This window comes from Streptomyces sp. NBC_00223, assembly GCF_036199905.1.
Classification (GTDB): Bacteria; Actinomycetota; Actinomycetes; order Streptomycetales; family Streptomycetaceae; genus Actinacidiphila.
Genome location: NZ_CP108109.1, coordinates 6852717 through 6873704, shown reverse-complemented (window position 1 = coordinate 6873704; position 20988 = coordinate 6852717). Strand labels below are relative to the sequence as shown.

Here is a 20988-nt window from a genome sequence, read left to right as displayed (position 1 = left end):
CTCTGTCCGTCGTCGGCCCGGGTCGGTCGCCGAGGGACGGCGGGCAGCCCCGCGTCACCGAGGCGGTCCACCGCCCGCGTCGGGTCGGGCACCTGGATGCTGCACCCTGAGGCGGTCCGTTTCCGGGCGGCTCGACGGCAGCGGCGTCACGGTTGAGCCACCCGGGCGAACGGCGGGAGCGCGTACGACCGGGGCAGGCGCGTACCCCGCCCGGCGGCGTCGCGCTCCGCACGCGCGTCGGCGTCACCGCGTCCGACGCCGGATCGCGCGTTATCGTCGGGCTCAACGGCGTAGCCATGGGCGGGCGAAGGGGGACGCGGGGCGTGCAGAGCGAAGGGCGACGCGTGCCGCTGCCGTTGTCCGAGGACAACGCGCGCTGGCGGACCGTCTTCACCGAACGCACGGTCCTCGCGATCGCGCACAACGTCACCTCGGCCACCCGCCTGCTCGACCTGCTCGCGCTCTTCGACGGCGACAGACGCGTCGAGACCGTCTTCACCTGCACCGGTTCCTCGGCCCTCGACCACGGGACGCTCGAACTCTTCGAGGCCAGGGGCGTCCTGACCGTGCCCTGGGACATGGCGAAGGAGCGGACGTTCGACCTCGCCATCGCCACCAGCCGCGGCGGCGACCTGTACAACCTGCGGACACCGCTCATCGGCACACCGCACGGCGCCGGTTACAACAAGCTGCTGAACGGCAGCCGGGAAGCCTTCGGGCTCACCGCCGAGTGGCTGACGCACGACGGCCGGGTGGTGCCGTCCGCCATCGTCCTGTCGCACGAGGAACAGCTCGCGCGGCTCGCCGTCGACTGCCTCGATGCCGTACCCCTGAGCCTGGTCGCAGGCGATCCGTGCTTCGACGAGCTGTGCGCGAGCAGGCCGTTCCGCCAGGAGTACCGGGACGCGCTCGGCGTCCGTCCCGGCCAGAAACTGGTCGTGGTGTCCTCGACGTGGGGAAAGGGCTCGGCCCTTGACGCGACCCGCCCCGACGAGGACGTACTGCGCCGCACGCTCGCGGAACTCCCGTCCGACGAGTACCGCGTGCTCGCCGCCCTCCACCCCAACGCCTGGTACGGGCACGGCGCTTGGCAGACGCACACATGGCTGGCACCGCTCCTGGCGTGCGGGCTGCTGCTGCCCGTACCCGACTCCGAGACGTGGAAGGCGGCGCTGCTCGCGGCGGACGGACTTTGCGGCGACCACGGCTCCCTGACCCTGTACGGCGTGGCGCTGGGGATACCCACCGTCCTCGGTTCCTTCGCCGAGGAGAAGGTCGCACCCCGCTCCCCCATGGCCCGTCTCGGCGCGCTCGTCCCCCGCCTGTCCCGGCACCGGCCGCTGCTGTCCCAACTCCGTGACGCCGCCCGCCGCCAGGCCGACAACGCCGACCTGGCGCCGCTGCGCTCGGCCGTCACCTCACGCCCGGGCGAGGCCGCCCGGCTGCTGCGCACGCTGTTCTACGAACGGCTCGCCCTGCCCGAGCCGGACCTGCCCGCCGCCCCGCGTGCCGTGTCCGTGCCCGAGCCGCCGCCGGCCCACCGCACGTCCCCCGTGGCGGCGCCGATGTACGTGTCGTCGTCGGTCGGCGCGGAAGGCGAGCCGGTCACCGTACGCCGCTTCCACGCCGCCCTCCAACGACCCGGTCAGGAAGGCCACTTGGCGGGCGCCCATCTCGTCGCCGACATCGACGACCCGGACCGTCGGTGGCCCCGGTCGGCGGACGTGCTCTACGTACCGCTGGGCCGCGGGGCCGGCTGGAACGAGGAACGCCGGGCCGCCGCGGCCGCGCGCCACCCCGGGTGCGCGCTGATCGCCGTCGAGGAGCACGACGGCGGCTGCCTGGCGCTGTTCCGGGACGCCGGCGTACGGCTGCGCGCCAAGTGGCTTGGCCCGCGGCCGTGGTGGGCGTCGGCCGCCGTCGCGGCCTCGGTCCTGCACGACCGAATACTGTGCGGCCCTGGCCCCGCCGACGAGCACCGGGCGCCGTTCCGGGTCGAGGTGACCATCGGGGAGGGCGCCGGGACCGGCCTACTCGACGTCACCGCTCTCTGAGGCGCGCGGGCCGCCGGGGCTGTCCGGGCCGCCGCCGTCCGAGCCGTCCGTTGCCGGCCAGTCCGCCAACCTCTGCTCGACCTCGGGAACGAGTGCGCTGTTCTCGTCCCGCAACAGAGCGGCCGCTTCCGTCCAGTCCGCGCGGGCGCGGCGCACGTCCCCCCGCTCGCGCAGCAAGTCCCCCCGTACAAGCAGCGATTGGGCCCGCAGATAGCCGTTCCGACGCCCCTTCATCCCCGGCAGGGCCTCGTCGAAGGCGTCGAGCGCCTCCGCCGGATCCCCTGCCGCCAGCCGAGCCTGCCCGTAACGGAAGGTGGCTTTCGCCGTGTTGAAGCCGTCGCCCAGCTCGACGAACTGCTCCTTGGCGGAACGGAGTTCGGCCGCCGCCTCGTCATGGCGGCCGAGCCTGGTGAAGATCGGGCCTCGGTGCAGGGCGAGCAGCGCGCGGCCGCGCGGGTGGTCGACGCCGGTCAGCGCGTCGAGCGCGGCCGCCGAAAGCTCCAGCGCCTCCCGGGTGTTGCCGAGCCTGCCCTCCAGAATGGAGAGACCTTCCAGCACGCTGGACCAGGTGCGCCGCCTCCCCTCGGCCTCCTCCGCCGACCCCTCCGGCCGGTCGGGCGTGGGGCGGACGAGTTCGAGCGCCCGCCCGAACTGTGCGCGCGCCGCCTCCGGGTCGCCCGACTCCCGGCTCCACCGGTCGAGATGGGCGAAACCGAGGCCGTAGCGCATACGGGCGAGCGCGAGCAGGTCGCCGCACTCAAGGGCCGCGTCGCAGGCCACCGTGTACGTCTCGATCCAGTCGCTGTGGAAGCCGCAGCGCAGGTAGAAGGTCCACAGGCCCTGCGGCAGTCGCCACGCGGCCTCGTAGTACCGCGCGTGGTGACGGCCGGCCGCGTACGCCGTGCGGACCGCGATCCGCAGGGTCCGCCGCCGCCGTTCCAACTCCTTGACAAGAGCGTCCTGTTCGGCCGCACCGGCGCGCGGGTACGCCGCGTACGCATGCGTCGGGTCGTGCCGGTAGCGCGGGGAAAGACCGGCGTCGGAGCGTTCCGCGAGATCCACGTAGTGCTGGATCCACCGGCCCTGTACGGCGTCACGCTCGTCCTGCGACAGGTCGGCGAGGGCGCGGTCGGCGGCGTGCGCGTGGACGAGTCCGCTGACCGTACGGTACGAGCCGTCGTCCGTCCGTATGATCAGGCTGGCGTCCGCGAGCGCGCGAACGGCCTTGGTCCTGGCCGCGTCCGGGAGATCGGGCAGCATGGCCCGCACCACGTCGGGGTCGAACTCCGGTGTGGGGTGCAGGCCGACGCACCGGTAGACCGCGGCCGCGTCGGGGTCGCGCCGGCCGAGGTCGCGGTAGACGGTGCCGAAGATCTCGGCGCCGGGGACCTCGTCCAGGTCGAAGGCTTCCAGTCTGGCCCGGGGATCGGGGTCGGACACGGCGGCGGCGAAGTCCTCGATGCTGTGGGGCGGGTCGAAGAACATCTGCGCGCCGGCGATACGCAGAAACAGCGGATTGCCCTCGCACACCTCCAGGGTCCGGTCGATCTCCCGCTCGTAGCGCGCCTCGAATCCGGCCAGACCACCGGCGTTGACCAGCAGTTTTCTGCTGTGCTCCGGGCGCAGCGGCTCGATCCTGAACGCCTTGGCGTGGAAACGGGAGACGAGATTGCGCATCAGCGCGTTGCTGGTGATCACCACGACGCTGTCCGGCGATCCGGGAAGCAACTCCTCGATCTGCGCGGCGACGGCGACGTCCTCCAGCAGGACGAACACCGGTCCCCGCGCCGTGACTTGGCGGAACTTCCTTACCCGCGCGGCCGGTTCGGCGGGCACCTCCTGCACCGGTATCCGCAGATCCTGGAACCAGCCCTCCAACACGGCCATGTTGTCGGGGAGTTCACCGAAGGCGTCCCTGGCCAGGGTGGCGCTCAGCTCGGGCCCGGCGGCGAACGCCTCGCGGTGCCTGAGCAGGAACTGCCCGGCCAGCGCGGTCCTGCCGAGGCCGCGGGCGCCGTACACGTACAGGACGGTCGGTCCGGGGACACCGCGTCCGGCCTCCCAGGCGTCGTGCATGGCTTGCAGCAGGGCCTCGTTGTTCTCGTAGTCGTCCACGGAGAGCATCGAGAGACGCGCGGGCGGTACGGACGGCTCGGCGCTCGCGGGGGCCGTCGCGGCCAGCAGGTCCCTCAACGCCTCCAGCAGGGAAGCCTGTTGGTCGGCGAGCGTGCCGAGCGTCGTACGCAGCAGCGCCTCGACGCGCTCGACCGCGCCGTCCTGCCCGCCGTCCTGCCCGCCGTCCTGCCCGCCGTCCGCGGATCGGGCCGCCGCGGCGCGCAGTTGCTCCAACTCGGCGAGGACATCCGCGTCCTGCCCCTGGCGGCCGCGTCCCAGCAGGGCGGCCAGCCGCGGTCTCACCACGGACGTCCACGCGTCGGTCACGACCGACCCGGCCAGAGTCGTCAGCAGCGACGCGATCTCCGATTCCAGCAAGCCAATCCCCCGGGTCCGTACGGTCACTGTCTGCCCGTGCACGAACACCGTACGGGCTCGGCGTCGCTCTCTTCCAGAAGTTCGAGCGCGTCGACCGGAACGGGTCCGCGGCCGGGGGCCGCCACGCCCTTGGGTCAGAGCCAGCCCTTCTGCGCGGCCTTGATGCCGGCTTCGAAGCGGCTGCTGGCGTCGAGGCGTTCCATGATCGACGCCATGTGGCGGCGGACCGTACGCAGGGAGAGGCCGAGGTGGCGGCCGGCCGTTTCGTCGGTCAGGCCGGAGCCGAGCAGCCGCAGGAGCTCCCGTTCGGTCGCGGTCAGGCCCGTGTCAGGGTCCTGGGTACGGCTGGCGCCGAGCGGGACGGCGGTCTCCCAGGAGTGTTCGAAGAGGTTCACCAGGGCGTTGACCAGGCCCGGTTCGGTGACGAAGAGTGCGCCCTTGCGCGGGCTGTCGGGGTCGATGGGGACGAGGGCGCGGGCCCGGTCGGAGATGACGAGCCGCTGGGGCAGCACAGGGGCCGTCCGGACCTCGCCGCCCTGGTCGAGGAGCCAGTGGGCGTAGTCGATGGTGGCCGGGTCGTTGTGGACGCTGTCCTGGTACAGGGTTCTGATGGCCGCACCGCGGGCCGGCGCGGCGGAGTCCAGGGGACGGGACGCCGCGAGGTCGTCGGGGTGCTGGGCGGCGCCGGGATTGACCCCCAGGCACTCGAAGGACTCCTCGCCGGCCATCGTCTCCAGGCGGTCCTGTATGGCGTCCATACCCAGCAGGCGTTCGCCGTGGGCGGCGCCGGCGGCGTGGGCGGCGGCGCGCTCGGAGACCATACGGGTGATGGCGGCGCGGAAGGCGGCGACCTCGGCCTGACGGGCGGCGAGGTCGGCTTCCTGGCGCAACAGCACGTCGGCCAGGCCCACTTCGGGGCTGACCGCGCGGAACCGGCCGGGGTGGTCGCGTGAGGCGCGGACCAGCATGAGGTCCGCGAGGTGGTCCAGGGCGCTGTGCACCTGGGTCTCGCTCACGGCCAGCGCCGAGGCCATGTCGGCGACGAACGTCGTGAGCGGTGAGATCCAGCTGACCATGTCCGCCACCGAGACGGTGGGCACGCCCTCGGAGGGGACGTTCTACGTCGACGGCAGCCGGATCGCCTCCGTCGACGACGACGCCCACACCTACAGCGCGACCCTGGACACGGTCGAACTCGACGACGGACCGCACACGTTGACGGTCAGCGCGAAGAACTCCGACAGCAAGAACAGTCCCGTCTCCGCGGGCGTCCCCATCTTCGTCGCCAACAAGGCCACCGCCTCCACCGCGATGGGCGACTTCAACGGCGACGGCAAGGCCGACCTGGCCGTCCTCTACAAGAGCGGCCAGGACAGCGACGGGGTGAACCACACGGCCCTGTGGACGTTCACCAGCACGGGGTCGGGCTTCAACAACCCCGTCCGCAACTGGGAAAGCGTCGACGCCGGCACCGGCTCCTGGAACTGGGACCGCAGCAAGCTCACCTCCGGCGACTTCAACGGCGACGGCAAGGCGGACGTCGCCGTCCTGTACAACAACGGCGCCAAGGACGACGGCTACTTCCACACGGCGCTGTGGACCTTCACCAGCAACGGCACCGGCTTCGCCAACCCCGTCCGCAACTGGGAGAACATCGCCGCCGGTTCGGGCTCCTGGAACTGGGACCGCAGCGACCTCGGCTGACCGCTGAAGAGCCACCGGCCCCCGGCCCGCCGCGGAACCCCCGCGGCGGCGCGGGGGCCTTCCCTCGCCACGGCTCCGGACCAGCACCGCGAGCCGGGCCGATCACCGTAACAATTCATCGGGAATCCGCGTTTGACTGATGAAGTCAGTGGAACACCGAGGTCGGGCCTGTGCAAGGCAGGGTGTAGACCAATCTGCCGACCTTCGTATCCCAGGTCGGCAGACGAACCCGCCTTCCGCCCGAGGCCGACGCGGCCGGCCCGACAAGTGCGGCCTTCTCCTCGCCTTCGGGAAATGAAGTCACGTACGCCACTTGACAGCAAATCAGCTCCACTGGCTTCATGTGTTGCGGCACTAGGCGAGCTGGGCACACTCGGATGCCGGCTGCTGGTCCCGGTTCTCGGGACGGTACTCATGGGCTGCCCGACCCGAGCGTTTCCCCGTCGTCATCAGCCCAGCACCTCAGATGTGCACCGGACCGGCACCCCCGTGATCGACAACGCCCCGGCGTCGGCCTCCGGTCGTCCCCCCACAACCAGACAGGAGAGCTCCTGTGCCAACAGCGCTGATCAAGGTCCCGAGAACGGCGGCCGCGTTTCTACTCGCGGCCGCGGTGACGGTGACGGGTCTTCAGATCCAGTCGGCTCACGCGGCCGGCGAACCCTACCGCGACTCCTCGCTACCGGTGGCGACCCGCGTGGACGACCTGCTCTCGCGGATGACCCTGGACGAGAAGATCGGCCAGATGACGCAGGCCGAGCGAGTCGCCGTCAGCAACAGCGACATCGTCAACTACAAGCTCGGCTCACTGCTGTCCGGCGGCGGTTCCGCGCCCTCGCCCAACACGGCGAAGTCCTGGGCGGACATGTACGACGGCTTCCAGAACGCCGCGCTCACCAGCCGCCTGGGCATACCGATCATCTACGGCGTCGACGCGGTGCACGGCCACAACAACGTCCAGGGCGCGACGATCTTCCCGCACAACATCGGCCTGGGCGCCACCCGCGACCCGGCCCTGGTCCAGCAGATCGGCCGGGCCACCGCCGAGGAGGTCTCCGGCACCGGGATCGACTGGGACTTCTCGCCCTGCCTGTGCGTGGTCCGCAACGACCGCTGGGGCCGCAGTTACGAGTCCTTCGGCGAGACGCCCGCACTGCCGACGATGATGACCAGCTACATCGACGGCCTCCAGGGCACCTCCCTCAACGCACCCGGCTCCGTCCTGGCCACCGCCAAGCACTACATCGGTGACGGCGGCACCGACAACGGCGTCAACACCGGCAACGCCACGATGAGCGAGGCCGAGCTGCGCGCGATCCACCTGCCGCCGTTCCAGGAGGCCATCCGGCACAACGTGGGCTCCGTCATGATCTCGTACAACAGTTGGAACGGGGTCAAGGACCACGGCAACAAGTACCTGATCACCGATCTGCTCAAGGGCGAACTGGGCTTCTCCGGCTTTGTCGTCTCCGACTGGAACGGCATCGACGAGATCGACGGCCAGCCCGGCTTCACCGCGGCCGAGGTGACCACCGCCATCAACGCCGGCATCGACATGGTGATGGTGCCGAACGACTGGCAGAAGTTCATCACCACCCTGCGCGGTGAGGTGCAGAACGGCCACGTGCCGATGTCGCGGATCGACGACGCCAACCGGCGCATCCTGACCAAGAAGTTCCAACTCGGCCTGTTCGAGAAGCCGCTGACCGACCGCAGCTACACCCCGACCGTGGGGTCCGCCGCGCATCGCGCGCTCGCCCGGCAGGCCGTACGCGAGTCGCAGGTCCTGCTGAAGAACTCCGGGAACATCCTTCCGCTGGCCAAGACCAACAACAAGATCTTCGTCGCGGGCAAGAGCGCCGACGACATCGGCAACCAGTCCGGCGGCTGGACCATCTCCTGGCAGGGCAGCAGCGGCAACATCACCACCGGCACCACCGTCCTGCAGGGGATTCGCGCCGCCGCGGGTTCGGGCACCACGGTCACCTACAACTCCGGCGGCACGGGCATCGACAGTTCCTACAAGGTGGCCGTCGCCGTGATCGGCGAGACGCCGTACGCGGAAGGCTCCGGCGACCGACCCAGCTCGATGGGCCTGGACAGCACCGACCTGGCGACCCTCAACACCTTGAAGGCGTCCGGGGTGCCGGTGGTCGTGGTGCTCGTCTCCGGGCGCCCGCTGGACATCGCGGCCCAGTTGCCGGACTGGAAGGGGCTGGTCGCCGCATGGCTGCCCGGCACCGAGGGCAACGGTGTGTCCGATGTGCTGTTCGGCGACTACGCGCCGACCGGCAAGCTCCCCAGCACCTGGATGCAGTCGGCAAGCCAGCAGCCGATCAACGACGGTGACGGAAAGACCCCGCTGTTCCCGTTCGGGTTCGGTCTCACCTACGGCGGCACGTCGCCGAGCCACAGCGCCTACGACGTGACGCAGGCGGAGAGCTTCAGCTCGCAGTCGGGCACGCAGACCGAGACCACCACCGACACCGGCGGCGGACAGGACGTCGGCTACATCACCGCCGGCGACTGGCTCGCCTACAACGACGTCGACTTCGGAACCACCGGCGCAACCTCCGTCAGCACCCGCCTGGCCTCGGGCGCCGCCACCACCGGCACCGTCCAGTACCGACTCGACAGCACCACCGGCCCCGTCATCGCCACCGTCCCGGTCACCAGCACCGGCGGCTGGCAGAACTGGACCACCACCACCGCCAACCTCACCACGGCCGCCACCGGCAAGCACACCGTCTACCTCACCTTCACCACCAACGGAACCGGAGACCTCGTCAACCTCAACTGGTTCCAGTTCAAGCAGAGCGACAGCGTGCCGCCCAACGCCTACCAGCAGCGGCGGGCGGAGAGCTTCAGCTCGCAGTCGGGCACGCAGACCGAGACCACCACCGACACCGGCGGCGGACAGGACGTCGGCTACATCACCGCCGGCGACTGGCTCGCCTACAACGACGTCGACTTCGGGACGACCGGCGCAACCTCGGTCAGCACCCGCCTGGCCTCCGGCGCCACCACCACCGGCACCGTCCAGTACCGACTCGACAGCACCACCGGCCCCGTCATCGCCACCGTCCCGGTCACCAGCACCGGCGGCTGGCAGAACTGGACCACCACCACCACCGCCAACCTCACCACGGCCGCCACCGGCAAGCACACCGTCTACCTCACCTTCACCACCAACGGAACCGGAGACCTCGTCAACCTCAACTGGTTCCAGTTCAAGCAGTAGTTCAAGCGGCGGGTTCAGGATGTGGGTGCGAGCCCGAGAAAGCCGTCCCTCGCCGGGACGCTTCACGGCGGCCCGCAGCCGGACGGGGCCCGGTCGAGCACGATCGGCCGGCCCCCGATCCCCGGACGGACGCGCCAGGAGCGTGTCTCAGCGACGTTTTCTCAGCGACACGACCAGGTCCGCACCCGCCGCATCAGGCCCGGGTGGGCAGACTGCGACGCACTCCCTGTTGGGCTGACGAGAACCACGCGCTCGGCCGCGCGCCGGGCCCGGGGGCCGGCGTTCCTCGGCGTCTCCATGATCAACAGATCCGCCGATTATCAGAACATCCCTCATCACCAGCCGCTTTCGGCCGGACCGCCCGGAGCGGCGAGGACCGCTGCCCGCACTGCCGCGCCGCCCTCGCCGGGCCCAGCCGACCTACCCCGCCGCACGGGGAACCGGAGTCACTGCTACCGCGTGTTGACGGTCAGTGATGCGGGGTCCGGGCGTATTCGGCGCCAGGGGGACGTCCGCACGAGGGGAGACATGGTGATCGGATTTCGGCGCACAGAACGTCGGGCGAGACCGTACGGCCGGCGGCGCGGGGGCGGTGGACGCCGGGCGCTGTCGGCGGCGGTGGCCCTGTTCGCGACAGCCGCGCTGGGACTGGCCACGGCCGGACCGGCGCACGCGGGCCTGGACGGGCCGCTGGAGACCAACTACGACCAGCACTGCCTGACCAATGTCCTGCACATCGGCTCGTACGTCCTGCTCCAACCGGTGGACCGGGTCACCGTCGTGCTGGAGGCGGTCGACCACGACCCCGCCGACCAGTCGGTCCGGGTCACCTACGCCGTCCCCGGCTCGGTCGCCGCCACCACGCTGACCGGGCACTTCGATCCCGCCCTGCACAATGTCAGCTTCACCTTCGACATCACGCTCCCGCCCGCCTCCGGCACCCTGAACCTGACCTCCGCGGTGACCTGGGCCGACGGTACGGCCTTCAGCGACCAGTTCAGCAGACCCCTCCTCGGCTGCGGCACGGGGTCGACCGCGAAGGACACCAGCACCTGGAACAACTTCGTCGCCACCACCGCCACGCAGACCTGTGGAACCCAGGTGCTGCGCCTCGGTTCCACACCATTGCAAATGCCGTACGACCGGGTGACCGTGACGGTCGCGCAGGGGGCGCCGTACAACGCGTCCCTGCTGGCCGGTGACAGCTTCTGGACCGGCTACTGGGTCACCGGCGGCAGTCAGGGCAACACCGCCTACACCAGCGGGACGACGGGGACGATCGGCGCGAACGGCGCTCCGGCGACCGTCACCTACACGATCTACTTCCCGCCCGCCTCGGGAGAGCTCAACCTGCTGACGAGCGTCCGCAGCGGCAGCAGGACCTTCCCGGCGCACCTGTGGATGCCCATCACCTGCTGAGTCACCCGCCCGCGGACCATCCGTACGGCGGCCGCTGGGCCTGCCGGTCCGGGACCGCGGGGACGCCCTGGCCGCCGTCGAGGGGCCGGCGCCGCGGCTGACGCGGGTGGTCGCGGGAGCGGGCGGCGAGGAGGACGCGAAGGCCAGGTCAGTGGGTGCGGCCGCGGGGTTTGAGGGGGAACGGGGGGAGGGCCGGGGCCGCGAGACGGGGGCCGTCGTAGCCGTGGACCTCGCCGAAGGCCGTACCGCTCGCCCACTCCTCGCGCGCCCGCGCGACCTCCTCCCCCGTGCGTGCCACGAAGTTCCACCACATGACGAGCTTCTCGGCGAACGGTTCGCCGCCCAGCAGCATCAGCGCGCTGTCGTTGTCCGCGCTCAGCGCCAGCTCGCGGCGGCCGCAGCCCAGGTAGAGCATCGAGCCCGGCGCCAGCCGCACCCCGTCGACCTCGGCCTCGCCGGACATCGTGAGGACCGCGTACTCGAAGTCGGGCACCAGCGGGAGCCGGGCGGCCGTGCCCCCGGCCAGCGTGAGATCCGCGCCGACCAGCGGCGAGTACGTCGTACCGGGCGAGGTCGCGCCGTCCAGCTCGCCGAGGATCACGGTGGCGTGCAGACCGTTGCCGCCGGTCACCTCGGGCAGTTCCGCGTGGTGTTCGAAGGCGGGCGGGGTGTGCCGGTCGGCGTCGGGCAGCGCCACCCACAACTGGGCGCCGTGCAGATAGCGGGCGTGGTCGCGCGGCGACTCCTCGGAGTGCGCGATGGCCCGGCCGGAGGTCATCAGCCCCAGCTCGCGGGGCCGTACGGTCTGCTTGCTGCCGAGGCTGTCGCGGTGCAGCACCTCGCCCTGGTGCAGCCAGCTGACCGTCTGGAGCCCGATGTGCGGGTGCGGCGGCACCTGCATCCCCGGCTCGTGGGCGATGTCGTCGGGGCCGTAGTGGTCGATGAAGCACCAAGCTCCGACCATACGGCGGCCCAGATTCGGCAGTAGCCGCCGCACCACGGTGCTCTCGCCGAGCGGGACCGTACGGGCGGTGAGCAGTTCGTGGACCGGGGAGGCGGACACGTCGTCGCGGCCGCCGGACACGGTGGCGGCCGGCTTCACATCGAGGTTGCTCATGACCCGATGATGCCCTGATCATGCCGCCCACGCCCGGATCCCGCCCACCCGGACAGCCCACGCCCGGATGCCGTCCACCGGAACACCACCCGGCCACATCGAGCACCGACCCCCGCCGAGCGCCCGGCCCCGGTACAGCCCCCGCCCCACCAGCAGCCCGCCGCCGGAACCCCGCAGCGCCCCTCACACCACCGGATGCCCGCAGTGCACCAGATCCCACGCCTGACTCGTGTACGTCTCGCGCTCCCCGGCCGACAGGTGCGGGAAGTAGTCCTTGAGCCGGCTCACGACCTGCTGCTCGGACTCGTGGCAGTCGCGCATCAGGAATATCGCCTTGCGCAGGATGTCGGCGTCCATGGCCTCACTCCTCACAACCCCCGTGGGCCCGTCGCCCGCGGACCTCTCCAGCATCGCCCCGCGAGTGTCACCACTTGGGCAACGTGGCGTTCTGGATCCGCAAAGAATCGACCAGTTTCTCCGGTATGTCGGTGAGGCAGGCGCGCAGCCGCTCGCCCAGTGCCTTGGCCTGCGGATCCGCCCTGGTGGAGGCGGCCACCCCCTCCCCGAGCAGGTCGTGGACGACGAAATTCAGCGCCCGCAGATTCGGCAGCTCGTAGCGGCTCACCGGCAGCGCGGCCGTCTCGGGGAGCAGGGCCCGCAGCCGGGGTACGTCCAGATGGCCGCGCAGCCAGGCGTACGTCTCGTCGTCGCGGGCCCACACCCCGACGTTCGCGTCGCCGCCCTTGTCACCCGACCGCGCGCCGACCAGGGTGCCGAGCGGCAGCCGTACGGTACGGCCGGTCCCGGGCCCGTACCCCCGGGGCCGCTCCGGGCGCGGGCCACCGTCCACCGGGGGCACGGGAGATACGGGTACGGGCGGTACGGCGTCGGCGCGCGTCCCGGCGAAGCTGCCGCGCCCGGGCAGCCGGGGTACGGCCAGCCGGGTGCCGTTTGCGAGTACGGCGACGGTCCCGACCTCCTCCGCGGCGATCAGCGCGGGCCAGTGGACGCCGTACTCGGTGGGCTTCGGCGAGGCGTGTTCCAGGTGGAGCCCGGGGTAGGACGCGAGCGCGGTTCCGGCGACAGCGGTGAAGAAGCCGCGGCCGGCCCGCCCCGGATCGGCGTCCTTCACGGTGAGGGTGAGCCGGTCCGACTCGCCGCCGTGCTCGCGCCGCAGCTCGTAGCCGGCGAAGCCGCCGGGGCCGCCGGTCGCGTCGAGCAGGGTGGCCTCGGCGAAGTCGGCCTTGGCGTCGAGGTCGAGGCCGGTGAGAACGAAGGTGGCGGAATTGCGGTAGCCGCCACGGTGGTTGAGGCAGACCTTGAGGGTGGCGGGCGCGGGCTCGCCGGTGACGGGTCCGACCGCGACCCGGTCGGGGCCCTGCTGAGTGAGCGTCACGGTGTCGAAGCGGGCCACGACATCGGCGTTGGGGTAGGCGGGACGGCCTGTTTCGTAAAGGAGTTGGGCGGTGACCGTACCGACGGTGACCGCGCCGCCCGTGCCGGGGTGCTTGGTGATGACGCTGGAGCCGTCGGGGTGGAGTTCGGCGATGGGGAAGCCGGGGTGGACGGGGTCGGGAATCTCGGTGAAGAAGGAGTAGTTGCCGCCGGTCGCCTGGGTGCCGCACTCGATGATGTGGCCCGCGGTGACGGCTCCGGCGAGCGCGTCCCAGTCGTCCTCGGCCCATTCGAAGGCCCAGGCGGCGGGCCCGACAACCAGCGACGCGTCGGTGACCCGGCCGCAGATCACCACGTCGGCGCCCGCGCGCAGCGCCGCCGCGATGCCCCAACCGCCCAGGTAGGCATGGGCGGTGACCGGTTCGACGCCGGAGCCCGCGAGCGGGCGGCCGGTGGCCAGGTGGGCGAAGTCATGGCCGCGTGCCTGGAGTTCGGGCAGCCGGGGCAGCAGGTCGTCGCCCTCGACATGGGCCACGGAGGGGTGCAGGCCGCCGAGCGCGGCGAGTTCACGGAGTTTCGCGGCCAGGCCGGCGGGGTCGAGGCCGCCCGCGTTGACCACGATCTTGATGCCGCGCTCCAGGCACGTGCCGAGTACGTCGCGCATCTGGGCGAGGAAGGAGGCCGCGTAGCCGCCGTCGGGGTCGCGCTGCCGGGCCTTCCACAGCAGCAGCATCGTCAACTCGGCGAGATAGTCGCCGGTCAGTACGTCGATGGGCCCGCCCTCGACCATCTCCCGGGCGGCCGACAGCCGATCGCCGTAGTAACCGGAGCAGTTCGCGATACGCAGGGGCGTCTGGCGAGCGGTCACCGTACTCTCCCGTCACTTCGTCCCCGTGTCACCGACCGGTCGATCCTCTTGCCGGAGCCGGTGCCGCGCAAGACCCCGGGAGGCGCGGACGGACGGCGGTACGGCGGTGGTTGAATCGAGGGCATGACCGCATCTGACGACCCGGCGCCCGATGGCCGGCCCCCGCTGTCCGCCGACGAGATCATCGACATCGTGGACGAGCACGACCGTGTCGTCGGCACATCGCCACGCGGCGAGGCGTACGCCCAGGGGCTGCGGCACCGCTGCGCCTTCATCCTCGTCCGCGACGCCGAGGACCGGATCTTCGTCCACCGCCGGACCGCACAGAAGCTGATCTTCCCGGGCCTGTACGACATGTTCGTCGGCGGCGTGCTGGGCGCGGGCGAGTCCTACGACGAGGCGGCGCTGCGCGAGGCGGAGGAGGAGCTGGGCGTGAGCGGACTCCCGCGCCCCGAACCGCTGTTCCGCTTCCTGTACCAGGACGGGCCGCGTACGTGGTGGTCGGCGCTGTACGAGGTGCGGTGCGAACTCCCGGTACGGCCGCAGGTGGAGGAGGTGGCCTGGCACGCGTTCCTCTCCGAGGAGGAGTTGACGGCCCGGCTGCCGGAGTGGGAGTGGGTGCCGGACGGCCTGGAGGCGTACCGCCGCCTCACGCGCTGGCGCGCGAACCACTGACGGCCCGCCGACGCGGGTGCGGGCGACGGGCGTTGTACGGGCGCGGCTGCCCATCCGGACCGGCCGTCGCGCGGCTCAACGCGCCCGGCCCGTTTGGGTCCAGCGGCGTGGGCGCCCTCAACGCCCGGCCGCCAGCAGGGATTCCGCCACCGCCGTCCGCATGTACAGCACCGACCGGCCCGACCCAGTGCGCCGAGACGATCCCGGCGTTCCGCAGCGCGGTCAGGTGCTGGCTGACGCCGCCCGCCGACAGCCCGGTACGCCCGGCCAGTTCACTGGTGGACGCGGGCACGGCCGGCTCGGCGAGCAGCAGCGCCCGGGTACGGCCGAGTACGGCGGCCACCGCCTCCGAGACCGGAGGGCGTTCCCTTTCCCACACCGAACCGGCGCCCCGGCTGGGGTAGAAGAGCTGCTTGGCGACCGGCGGCGCCGCGGTCGTGGACACCGACGACCAGGCGAAGACCGAGGGGACGAGCACCAGCCCCATGTCGTTCAGATCGGTGGGCGCGTGGCAGATCTTCCGCTCGACGGTGAGCGTGCCCGCGCACCACCGGACGCTCGGATGCAGATCGCCGAGCACCGCCTCGGCCCCGTCGGCGGCCGGCCGCCTCGCCTGGTGGAAGACATCGGCCGCCAGGACCGCCCGCACCTTGGGCCAGTAGGGCGCGAGCGCCAGCTCCCAGTAGGCGGTGATCTCCGCGACGAGCCGTGCGACACCGGCGGCCGGGTCGTCGTACATCGCCTCGACCCTGGCGGTGGGCCTCCCGTGGACGCTCAGCTCGCGGCGGATCTCGGCGGCGGGGGTCGCGCCCAGCGCCCGCAGCTCGTCGGCGAGGTCGCCGGCGCAGGGCGGCGGGGTGATGAAGTCGGGGGTGCAGCCGGTGGGCGGCACGAGGTCGAGGAGCGGTCCCCGGTCGAGCCCGGCGGCGGCCGGCCGCGGCGCGACCTCCGCCCGCCGGCGGCGGTGCACCGACCGCGCGCCCATGGCCTGGCGGGCGCGGTGGGCGCGCTGCTGCTGCGGCCCGCGCCGGCCCGCCGCAACGGCCCTCGGGCGTAAGGCGGTTGCCCCGAGCGCGCGGTCCGGCACACACGGGGGTGCGCGGACCGCGACGGCCGGCCCGGTTCCGGGGTACGGGACCGGGCCGGCGGCGTGCGGGGCCGTGGCGAGCGTCCCGGTGCCCGCGCTGATCTTCGCGGCGGCCTCGCGCCGCAGGTGGGGAGGGCTCCCGCCGCAGGTGGGGGTTAGTGTGGACGGGTGAGCGACGACGGCGGGACGGGCGGCATACGGGAGTCGGCACGGCTGTGGTTCGCGCCGGGCCGGGTCCAGGAGGGCGGCTCGACGCCCGACTACCGCTTCTCGCTCGCCAACGAACGGACGTTCCTGGCCTGGATCCGTACCGCCCTCGCCCTGATCGGCGGCGGCTTCGCGGTCGACCAGTTCCTCACCGACCACCTCACGCACTGGGTACGGGTGGCGCTGTCGCTCGCGCTGCTGGCCGGGGGTGTGGCGTGCACACTGCGCGCGGTCAACCACTGGGTGCGCTGCGAGCGGGCGATGCGGCGCGGCGCGGACCTGCCGACCTCGCGTTTTCCGGCGGCACTGGCGCTGCTGATCGCGGTGATCGCGGTGGCGATGGTCGCCGCGGTCCTCTTCGGCTGGGCCGGATGACGCCCGCCGCCCCGGGCGGGCCCACGGGTTCCGGCGGGGGCTCGGTGGTGGTCGAGACCGAGCGCGACCCCGGTCTGCAACCGGAGCGGACCCGACTGGCATGGCGGCGTACGACGCTGTCGTGGGCGGTGGCGGCCGTGCTCGCGGGACGGCAGGTGCTGCACCGCGGCGGCGGGGTGGGCGCGGCGGTCGCGCTGTGCCTGGCCGCGCTGGTCTTCCTGCTCTTCCTGCGCCTCGCCCACCTGCGGATCACCCGGCTGGGCGCGGCCCGCCCGACGATGATGTCCGCGCGCGTCGCGGCCGCGGTGATGGCCTGCACGGTCTCCCTCGCGATCCTGGGCGCCGCCCTGGTCTGGTGAGGCCCCCCGGCACGGCGGGTGGCTCGCGGCCCCACGCGATGCACCCCCTGGGACGGGACTCGTCCACGCAGCCCGTACGGCGGGCTCCCCACGCACAGCGCTCAGCGCAACGCGCCGACCAGCGCCCGCACCTCACGGTCCGCGAAACCCGGCTCGCGCGCCACCGTCCGGATCAGCGCGTCGCGTACCTCGCGTGTGCGGCCCGCCGCGACCAGGGCGAGGGACTCGGCCAGGGCCTCGGGCAGCTGGCTGTGGTGCCAGGGCTCCCCCGCGTCCGCGTCGAACCAGTGCGGCGCCGGGAAGGACCCGTGCAGCTTGGGCTGGTCGTTGCCGAACCAGCACCAGACGTCCCGCGGCAGGGACACGTTGACCACATGCCCGGCGGGCAGCATACGCACCCAGGCCGCCGACTCCGGCGACTGCTGCCAGCGCCAGTGGTGGGGGCTGGTCCTGCCGCGGACGGTGACCCCCACGTACCGCAGCTTGCGGCGGATCACCGGCCACGGCTCGCGGCTCTCCTCGATCCACCCGGCCAGCTCACGGTGGATCAGCTCGAAGGTCGTGCCGCGGTGGACGGCGTCCACGACGGCCAGCGCCCGTTTGCGGCGGGCGAGCGCGTACGGTTCGAGGCCCGCGGCGGCCAGGTGCTCGCGGAAACGGCGGCGCTGGGCCGCGGTGAAGGGCGCGGTGAACCGTACGGAGACCGGCAGCCGGGTGAGCGCGCCGGGCCAGGTGCCGCCTTCGAGGGCTCCGGTGAGCAGGTCGTACACGCTGTCGAGGGAGCGGCCGACGAAGCAGAGGTCGGCCGCGCGGGAGCGGGCGAGCACCTTGCCCGTGCAGGCGACGAGTTCGGGCAGGTGCCACAGCCGGGGCGCCCCCGTGCCGTCGGTGAGCGTGCCGAGCCTGGCCGGGGCGGTGCCTCCGTGGGAGGACAGCGCCCAGCGGAAGGGCTGCGGCGGTGCGGGGCGGCGGGTGGTCACGGCGCCAGTGCAGCAGGACGGCCCGGCCGCCGTAAAGCGGATTGTCGCCAGCGGGCAAGCCAGCGGCCCGCTCAGGGCGCCAGGATGTCCAGCTCGCGCAGGGCGCCCACGCAGATCTCCCGCATCAGCTCCTCGGCGGCCCGGGCGTCGCGGGCCCGTACGGCGTCGGCGACGCGTACGTGCAGGGTGACGGCCGCCGGGTCCGGGGCGGCGAACATCACGTGGTGCTCGGTGCGCCCGGTCAGCACCTCGGCCACCACGTCACCGAGGCGTGCGAACATCTCGTTGCCCGACGCCTCCAGGATCACCCGGTGGAAGGCCACGTCGTGCACAAGGTACGCGGCCAGGTCGGCCGCCCGGCCCGCCGCGGCCATCTCGGCCGCGAGCAGGGTGAGTTCACGGCACTGCCCGGGGTCGGCGGCCGCGGCGGCGAGCCCGGCGGCGACGGGTTCCACGGCCGCGCGCAGGGTGGTCAGCGAGCGCAGCTGGCGGGGGCGGTCGGCGCCGGCGAGCCGCCAGCGGATGAGGGCGGGGTCGAAGACGTTCCACTCCTCGGTCCGGCGTACGGTGACGCCGACCCGGCGGCGGGACTCCACGAGGTGCATGGCCTCCAGGACGCGTACGGCCTCACGGATGACCGTACGCGACACGCCGTAGCGGGTCTCCAGCGCGTCGATGCGCAGTACGGTGCCGGGTGGATGCTCGCCCGAGGCGATCGCGGGGCCGAGTTCGGCCAGGACCCGGGAGTGCAGGCCGCCGCCGGCCGTACCGGTGTCGGCGGCTGTGCCCCTGACCGGGCCCGCGCTCGTGCTCGCGCCCGTGTCCCGTTCCCGTCGGTTGCGCGGCGACCCCTGCTCAGACATGAGGGCAAGCCTAGGTGGCCGTCCGCCCCCGGCCCGACCAGTGAAGTCGTATGACTTCTGCGCCATTGGACTTGAATACGTATGACCTATGGTGTTCAGTGATCGCCGGACGCCGGGTGGAGGTCTCCCCCATCTCCGCCCGGCGCCCCCCGAGGAGGTACGCAGGTATGACGGCCGCTCCCGAGAAGCTTCCCGTGATCGTGGTCATGGGGGTCTCCGGCTCCGGCAAGACGACGGTCGGCGCCATGCTGGCGGAACGGCTGGGCGTGCCCTACGCCGAGGCCGACGAGTTCCACCCGCCGCGCAACATCGCGAAGATGTCGTCGGGCCGGCCGCTGGACGACGCCGACCGCGCGCCCTGGCTCGACGCCATAGCGGCCTGGATCGTGGCGCGCGGCGACAGCGGCGGCGTGGTCAGCTGCTCGGCGCTGCGCCGCCGTTACCGGGACCGGCTGCGGGCCGACGCGCCCGATGTGTTCTTCCTCCACCTGGACGGGCCGCCGGGGCTCATCGCCTCCCGGCTGGCCGCGCGGATAGAGCACTTCATGCCGTCCGGCCTGCTGCGCTCCCAACTCGACGCCCTGGAACCGCTGACGCCGGACGAGGCGGGGGCGGTCGTCTCGATCGAGGGCGGGCCGCAGCGGATCACCGACCGGGCGATGGCCGTACTGCCGCTGTGACTCGGGGCGCGGGCCGAGGCGTGAGCCGGGACGTGAGCTGGGACGTGGCCTGAGGCATGAGCGAAGGCGCACCTGTGCGGTGCGCCCGTGTCGTCACCAGCGCGGTACGGTCGGGGACTTCCACCGCGGATCGGCCTCGCGCATCGCGGCGACGTCGTCGCGGTCGCGCATCGTGCCGTCGTCGTCCAGCCAGCGCCGGTGCAGGGTCCGCAGCGCGTCCTGGTCGAGGTCGACGCCGAGCCCCGGGCGGTCGGAGACGGTGAGCCGGCCGTCCTCGAAGACATGGCGCTCGGTGATGACGTCCTCGGTCTGCCACGGGTAGTGCGAGTCGCAGGCGTAGTCGAGGTTGGGGACCGTCGCCGCCACATGCGTCATGGCCGCCAGGCTGATGCCCAGGTGGGTGTTGGAGTGCATGGACAGGCCGACGCCGAAAGTGCGGCAGATGGCGGCCAGTTGCTGGGTGCTGCGCAGTCCGCCCCAGTAGTGGTGGTCGGAGAGCACCACCTGGACTGCGCCGCGCCGGAAGGCCTCCTCGATCTCCGGCAGGGTCGTCACGCACATGTTGGTGGCCAGCGGGACGTCCGTCCCCGCCGCGACCCGGGCCATGGCGTCGGTCGTGCTCGTCGGGTCCTCCAGGTACTCCAGCACCTCGCCGAGTTCGTCCGCGACCCGCAGTGAGGTCTCGACCGACCAGGCGCCGTTGGGGTCGAGCCGCAGCGGCTGCCCGGGGAACGCCTTGGCCAGCGCGCGGACGGCGGCGATCTCCTGCTCGGGCGCGAAGACGCCGCCCTTGAGCTTGAAGGAGCCGAAGCCGTAGGTAGCGGCGAAACGGCGGGCCTGGGCGACGATGCCCTCCGGGTCGAGCGCGGGCCCCCAGTCGTCGGACTCGCCCCGGCCGCCCGGGTGGGCGGCGAGCTTGTAGAAGAGGTACGCGCTGTACTCCACCCGGTCGCGGATCTTGCCGCCGAGCAGCGCGTGCACGGGCAGGCCGAGCGACTTGCCGAGCGCGTCCAGGCAGGCGACCTCGAAGCCGGAGATGACCGAGAGCCGCAGCTTGTCGGCGGTCTGCACGCCGCGCAGCCCGCCCACGTCCACCGAGTCCGACACGCCGGCGGGGACGCCGCAGACCTGCTCGGCGAGGGCGCTCAGGCCGTTCAGATCGCTGACCGAGCGGCCGGGGAGCGCCTTCGCCAGCGGCGCCGCGAGGTCGAGATAGCCGGTGTCGCCGTAGGTCTCGCCCACCCCGGTCGTACCGTCGGCGGTGATGATCTCGATGATGAGCCGCGGGGTGTACGGCTGGTGGAGCCCCTGGGTGTTGAGCAGCGGCGGGTCGGCGATGAGGATGGGGGTCAGCCGTACCTCGGCGACCGTGAGCGCTTCCGGCGCGGGCGCCGCCGTCGCTGTCCGTATATGTGAATTACGTTCACCCATAGATCCGGAGCGTAGGCGCCGGGCCCGGCGGGCGTCAATG

General features: G+C 72.4%; 17 protein-coding genes. 8 read left to right on the top strand and 9 right to left on the bottom strand.

All coding sequences use genetic code 11. The annotated features are described in order from the left end of the window. Window positions 1-323: 323 nt before the first annotated feature. Window positions 324-2054, top strand: a complete 1731-nt coding sequence (locus OHA30_RS29350) for a hypothetical protein (protein ID WP_328916887.1) — start codon at window positions 324-326, stop codon at window positions 2052-2054. Here OHA30_RS29350 and OHA30_RS29345 read toward each other — a convergent pair. Continuing rightward, entirely contained in the window at window positions 2031-4589 is a 2559-nt protein-coding gene (locus tag OHA30_RS29345) for a tetratricopeptide repeat protein (RefSeq protein ID WP_328916886.1), read from the bottom strand. The two genes, OHA30_RS29350 and OHA30_RS29345, sit on opposite strands and share 24 nt — an antisense overlap. Before the next feature lie 92 nt (window positions 4590-4681). Then, window positions 4682-5647 carry a helix-turn-helix transcriptional regulator gene (locus tag OHA30_RS29340; protein ID WP_328916885.1) on the bottom strand — a complete coding sequence of 322 codons (966 nt, stop codon included), beginning with the start codon at window positions 5645-5647 and terminating at the stop codon, window positions 4682-4684. On the opposite strand from OHA30_RS29340, the gene OHA30_RS29335 reads away from it, so the two are divergent. The 3 genes from OHA30_RS29335 (at window position 5622) to OHA30_RS29325 (ending at window position 10911) form a co-directional block, all read left to right on the top strand. Further along, entirely contained in the window at window positions 5622-6251 is a 630-nt protein-coding gene (locus OHA30_RS29335; protein ID WP_328916884.1) for an FG-GAP repeat domain-containing protein, read from the top strand. The genes OHA30_RS29340 and OHA30_RS29335 overlap by 26 nt on opposite strands. A 553-nt stretch (window positions 6252-6804) precedes the next feature. Further along, window positions 6805-9492, top strand: coding sequence for a glycoside hydrolase family 3 N-terminal domain-containing protein (locus OHA30_RS29330; protein ID WP_328916883.1), 2688 nt, complete (start codon window positions 6805-6807; stop codon window positions 9490-9492). A gap of 618 nt (window positions 9493-10110) precedes the next feature. After that, on the top strand, window positions 10111-10911 hold the full coding sequence (locus OHA30_RS29325; protein ID WP_328916882.1) for a hypothetical protein: 801 nt from the start codon (window positions 10111-10113) through the stop codon (window positions 10909-10911). A gap of 148 nt (window positions 10912-11059) precedes the next feature. Here OHA30_RS29325 and OHA30_RS29320 read toward each other — a convergent pair whose 3' ends face one another. The 3 genes from OHA30_RS29320 to OHA30_RS29310 all read right to left on the bottom strand — a co-directional run bounded on the left by OHA30_RS29320 (window position 11060) and on the right by OHA30_RS29310 (window position 14291). Further along, window positions 11060-12028: a pirin family protein gene (locus OHA30_RS29320; RefSeq protein WP_328916881.1), complete on the bottom strand. Its 969-nt coding sequence runs from the start codon at window positions 12026-12028 to the stop codon at window positions 11060-11062. Window positions 12029-12211: 183 nt separating this feature from the next. Next, the gene (locus tag OHA30_RS29315) at window positions 12212-12385 is read right to left on the bottom strand and encodes a hypothetical protein (protein WP_328916880.1); all 174 of its coding nucleotides are present in this window, start codon (window positions 12383-12385) and stop codon (window positions 12212-12214) included. 67 nt (window positions 12386-12452) lie between these two features. Further along, complete coding sequence (locus tag OHA30_RS29310; RefSeq protein ID WP_328916879.1) at window positions 12453-14291, bottom strand: acyclic terpene utilization AtuA family protein; 1839 nt, start codon at window positions 14289-14291, stop codon at window positions 12453-12455. A gap of 123 nt (window positions 14292-14414) precedes the next feature. Here OHA30_RS29310 and OHA30_RS29305 point away from each other — a divergent pair, with 123 nt between their 5' ends. After that, window positions 14415-14966: an NUDIX hydrolase gene (locus tag OHA30_RS29305; protein ID WP_328916878.1), complete on the top strand. Its 552-nt coding sequence runs from the start codon at window positions 14415-14417 to the stop codon at window positions 14964-14966. On the opposite strand, the gene OHA30_RS29300 is transcribed toward OHA30_RS29305, so the two are convergent. After that, window positions 14941-15951, bottom strand: a complete 1011-nt coding sequence (locus OHA30_RS29300) for a DUF5937 family protein (RefSeq protein WP_328916877.1) — start codon at window positions 15949-15951, stop codon at window positions 14941-14943. The genes OHA30_RS29305 and OHA30_RS29300 overlap by 26 nt on opposite strands. 270 nt (window positions 15952-16221) lie before the next feature. On the opposite strand from OHA30_RS29300, the gene OHA30_RS29295 reads away from it, so the two are divergent. Further along, window positions 16222-16635 carry a YidH family protein gene (locus OHA30_RS29295; RefSeq protein WP_328916876.1) on the top strand — a complete coding sequence of 138 codons (414 nt, stop codon included), beginning with the start codon at window positions 16222-16224 and terminating at the stop codon, window positions 16633-16635. Continuing rightward, window positions 16632-16994 carry a DUF202 domain-containing protein gene (locus OHA30_RS29290; RefSeq protein WP_328916875.1) on the top strand — a complete coding sequence of 121 codons (363 nt, stop codon included), beginning with the start codon at window positions 16632-16634 and terminating at the stop codon, window positions 16992-16994. Before OHA30_RS29295 ends, OHA30_RS29290 begins: the two co-directional genes overlap by 4 nt. 101 nt (window positions 16995-17095) lie before the next feature. Here OHA30_RS29290 and OHA30_RS29285 read toward each other — a convergent pair whose 3' ends face one another. Together OHA30_RS29285 and OHA30_RS29280 are read right to left on the bottom strand one after the other, a co-directional pair. Continuing rightward, window positions 17096-17974, bottom strand: a complete 879-nt coding sequence (locus tag OHA30_RS29285) for a hypothetical protein (protein WP_328916874.1) — start codon at window positions 17972-17974, stop codon at window positions 17096-17098. 71 nt (window positions 17975-18045) lie between these two features. Further along, window positions 18046-18837 (bottom strand): FadR/GntR family transcriptional regulator, encoded by a 792-nt coding sequence (locus tag OHA30_RS29280; RefSeq protein WP_328916873.1) that lies wholly within the window; start codon window positions 18835-18837, stop codon window positions 18046-18048. A gap of 167 nt (window positions 18838-19004) precedes the next feature. On the opposite strand from OHA30_RS29280, the gene OHA30_RS29275 reads away from it, so the two are divergent. Further along, window positions 19005-19517, top strand: coding sequence for a gluconokinase (locus tag OHA30_RS29275; RefSeq protein ID WP_328916872.1), 513 nt, complete (start codon window positions 19005-19007; stop codon window positions 19515-19517). Window positions 19518-19610: 93 nt separating this feature from the next. On the opposite strand, the gene OHA30_RS29270 is transcribed toward OHA30_RS29275, so the two are convergent. Further along, entirely contained in the window at window positions 19611-20948 is a 1338-nt protein-coding gene (locus OHA30_RS29270) for a glucarate dehydratase family protein (RefSeq protein WP_328916871.1), read from the bottom strand. Window positions 20949-20988 lie beyond the last annotated feature (40 nt).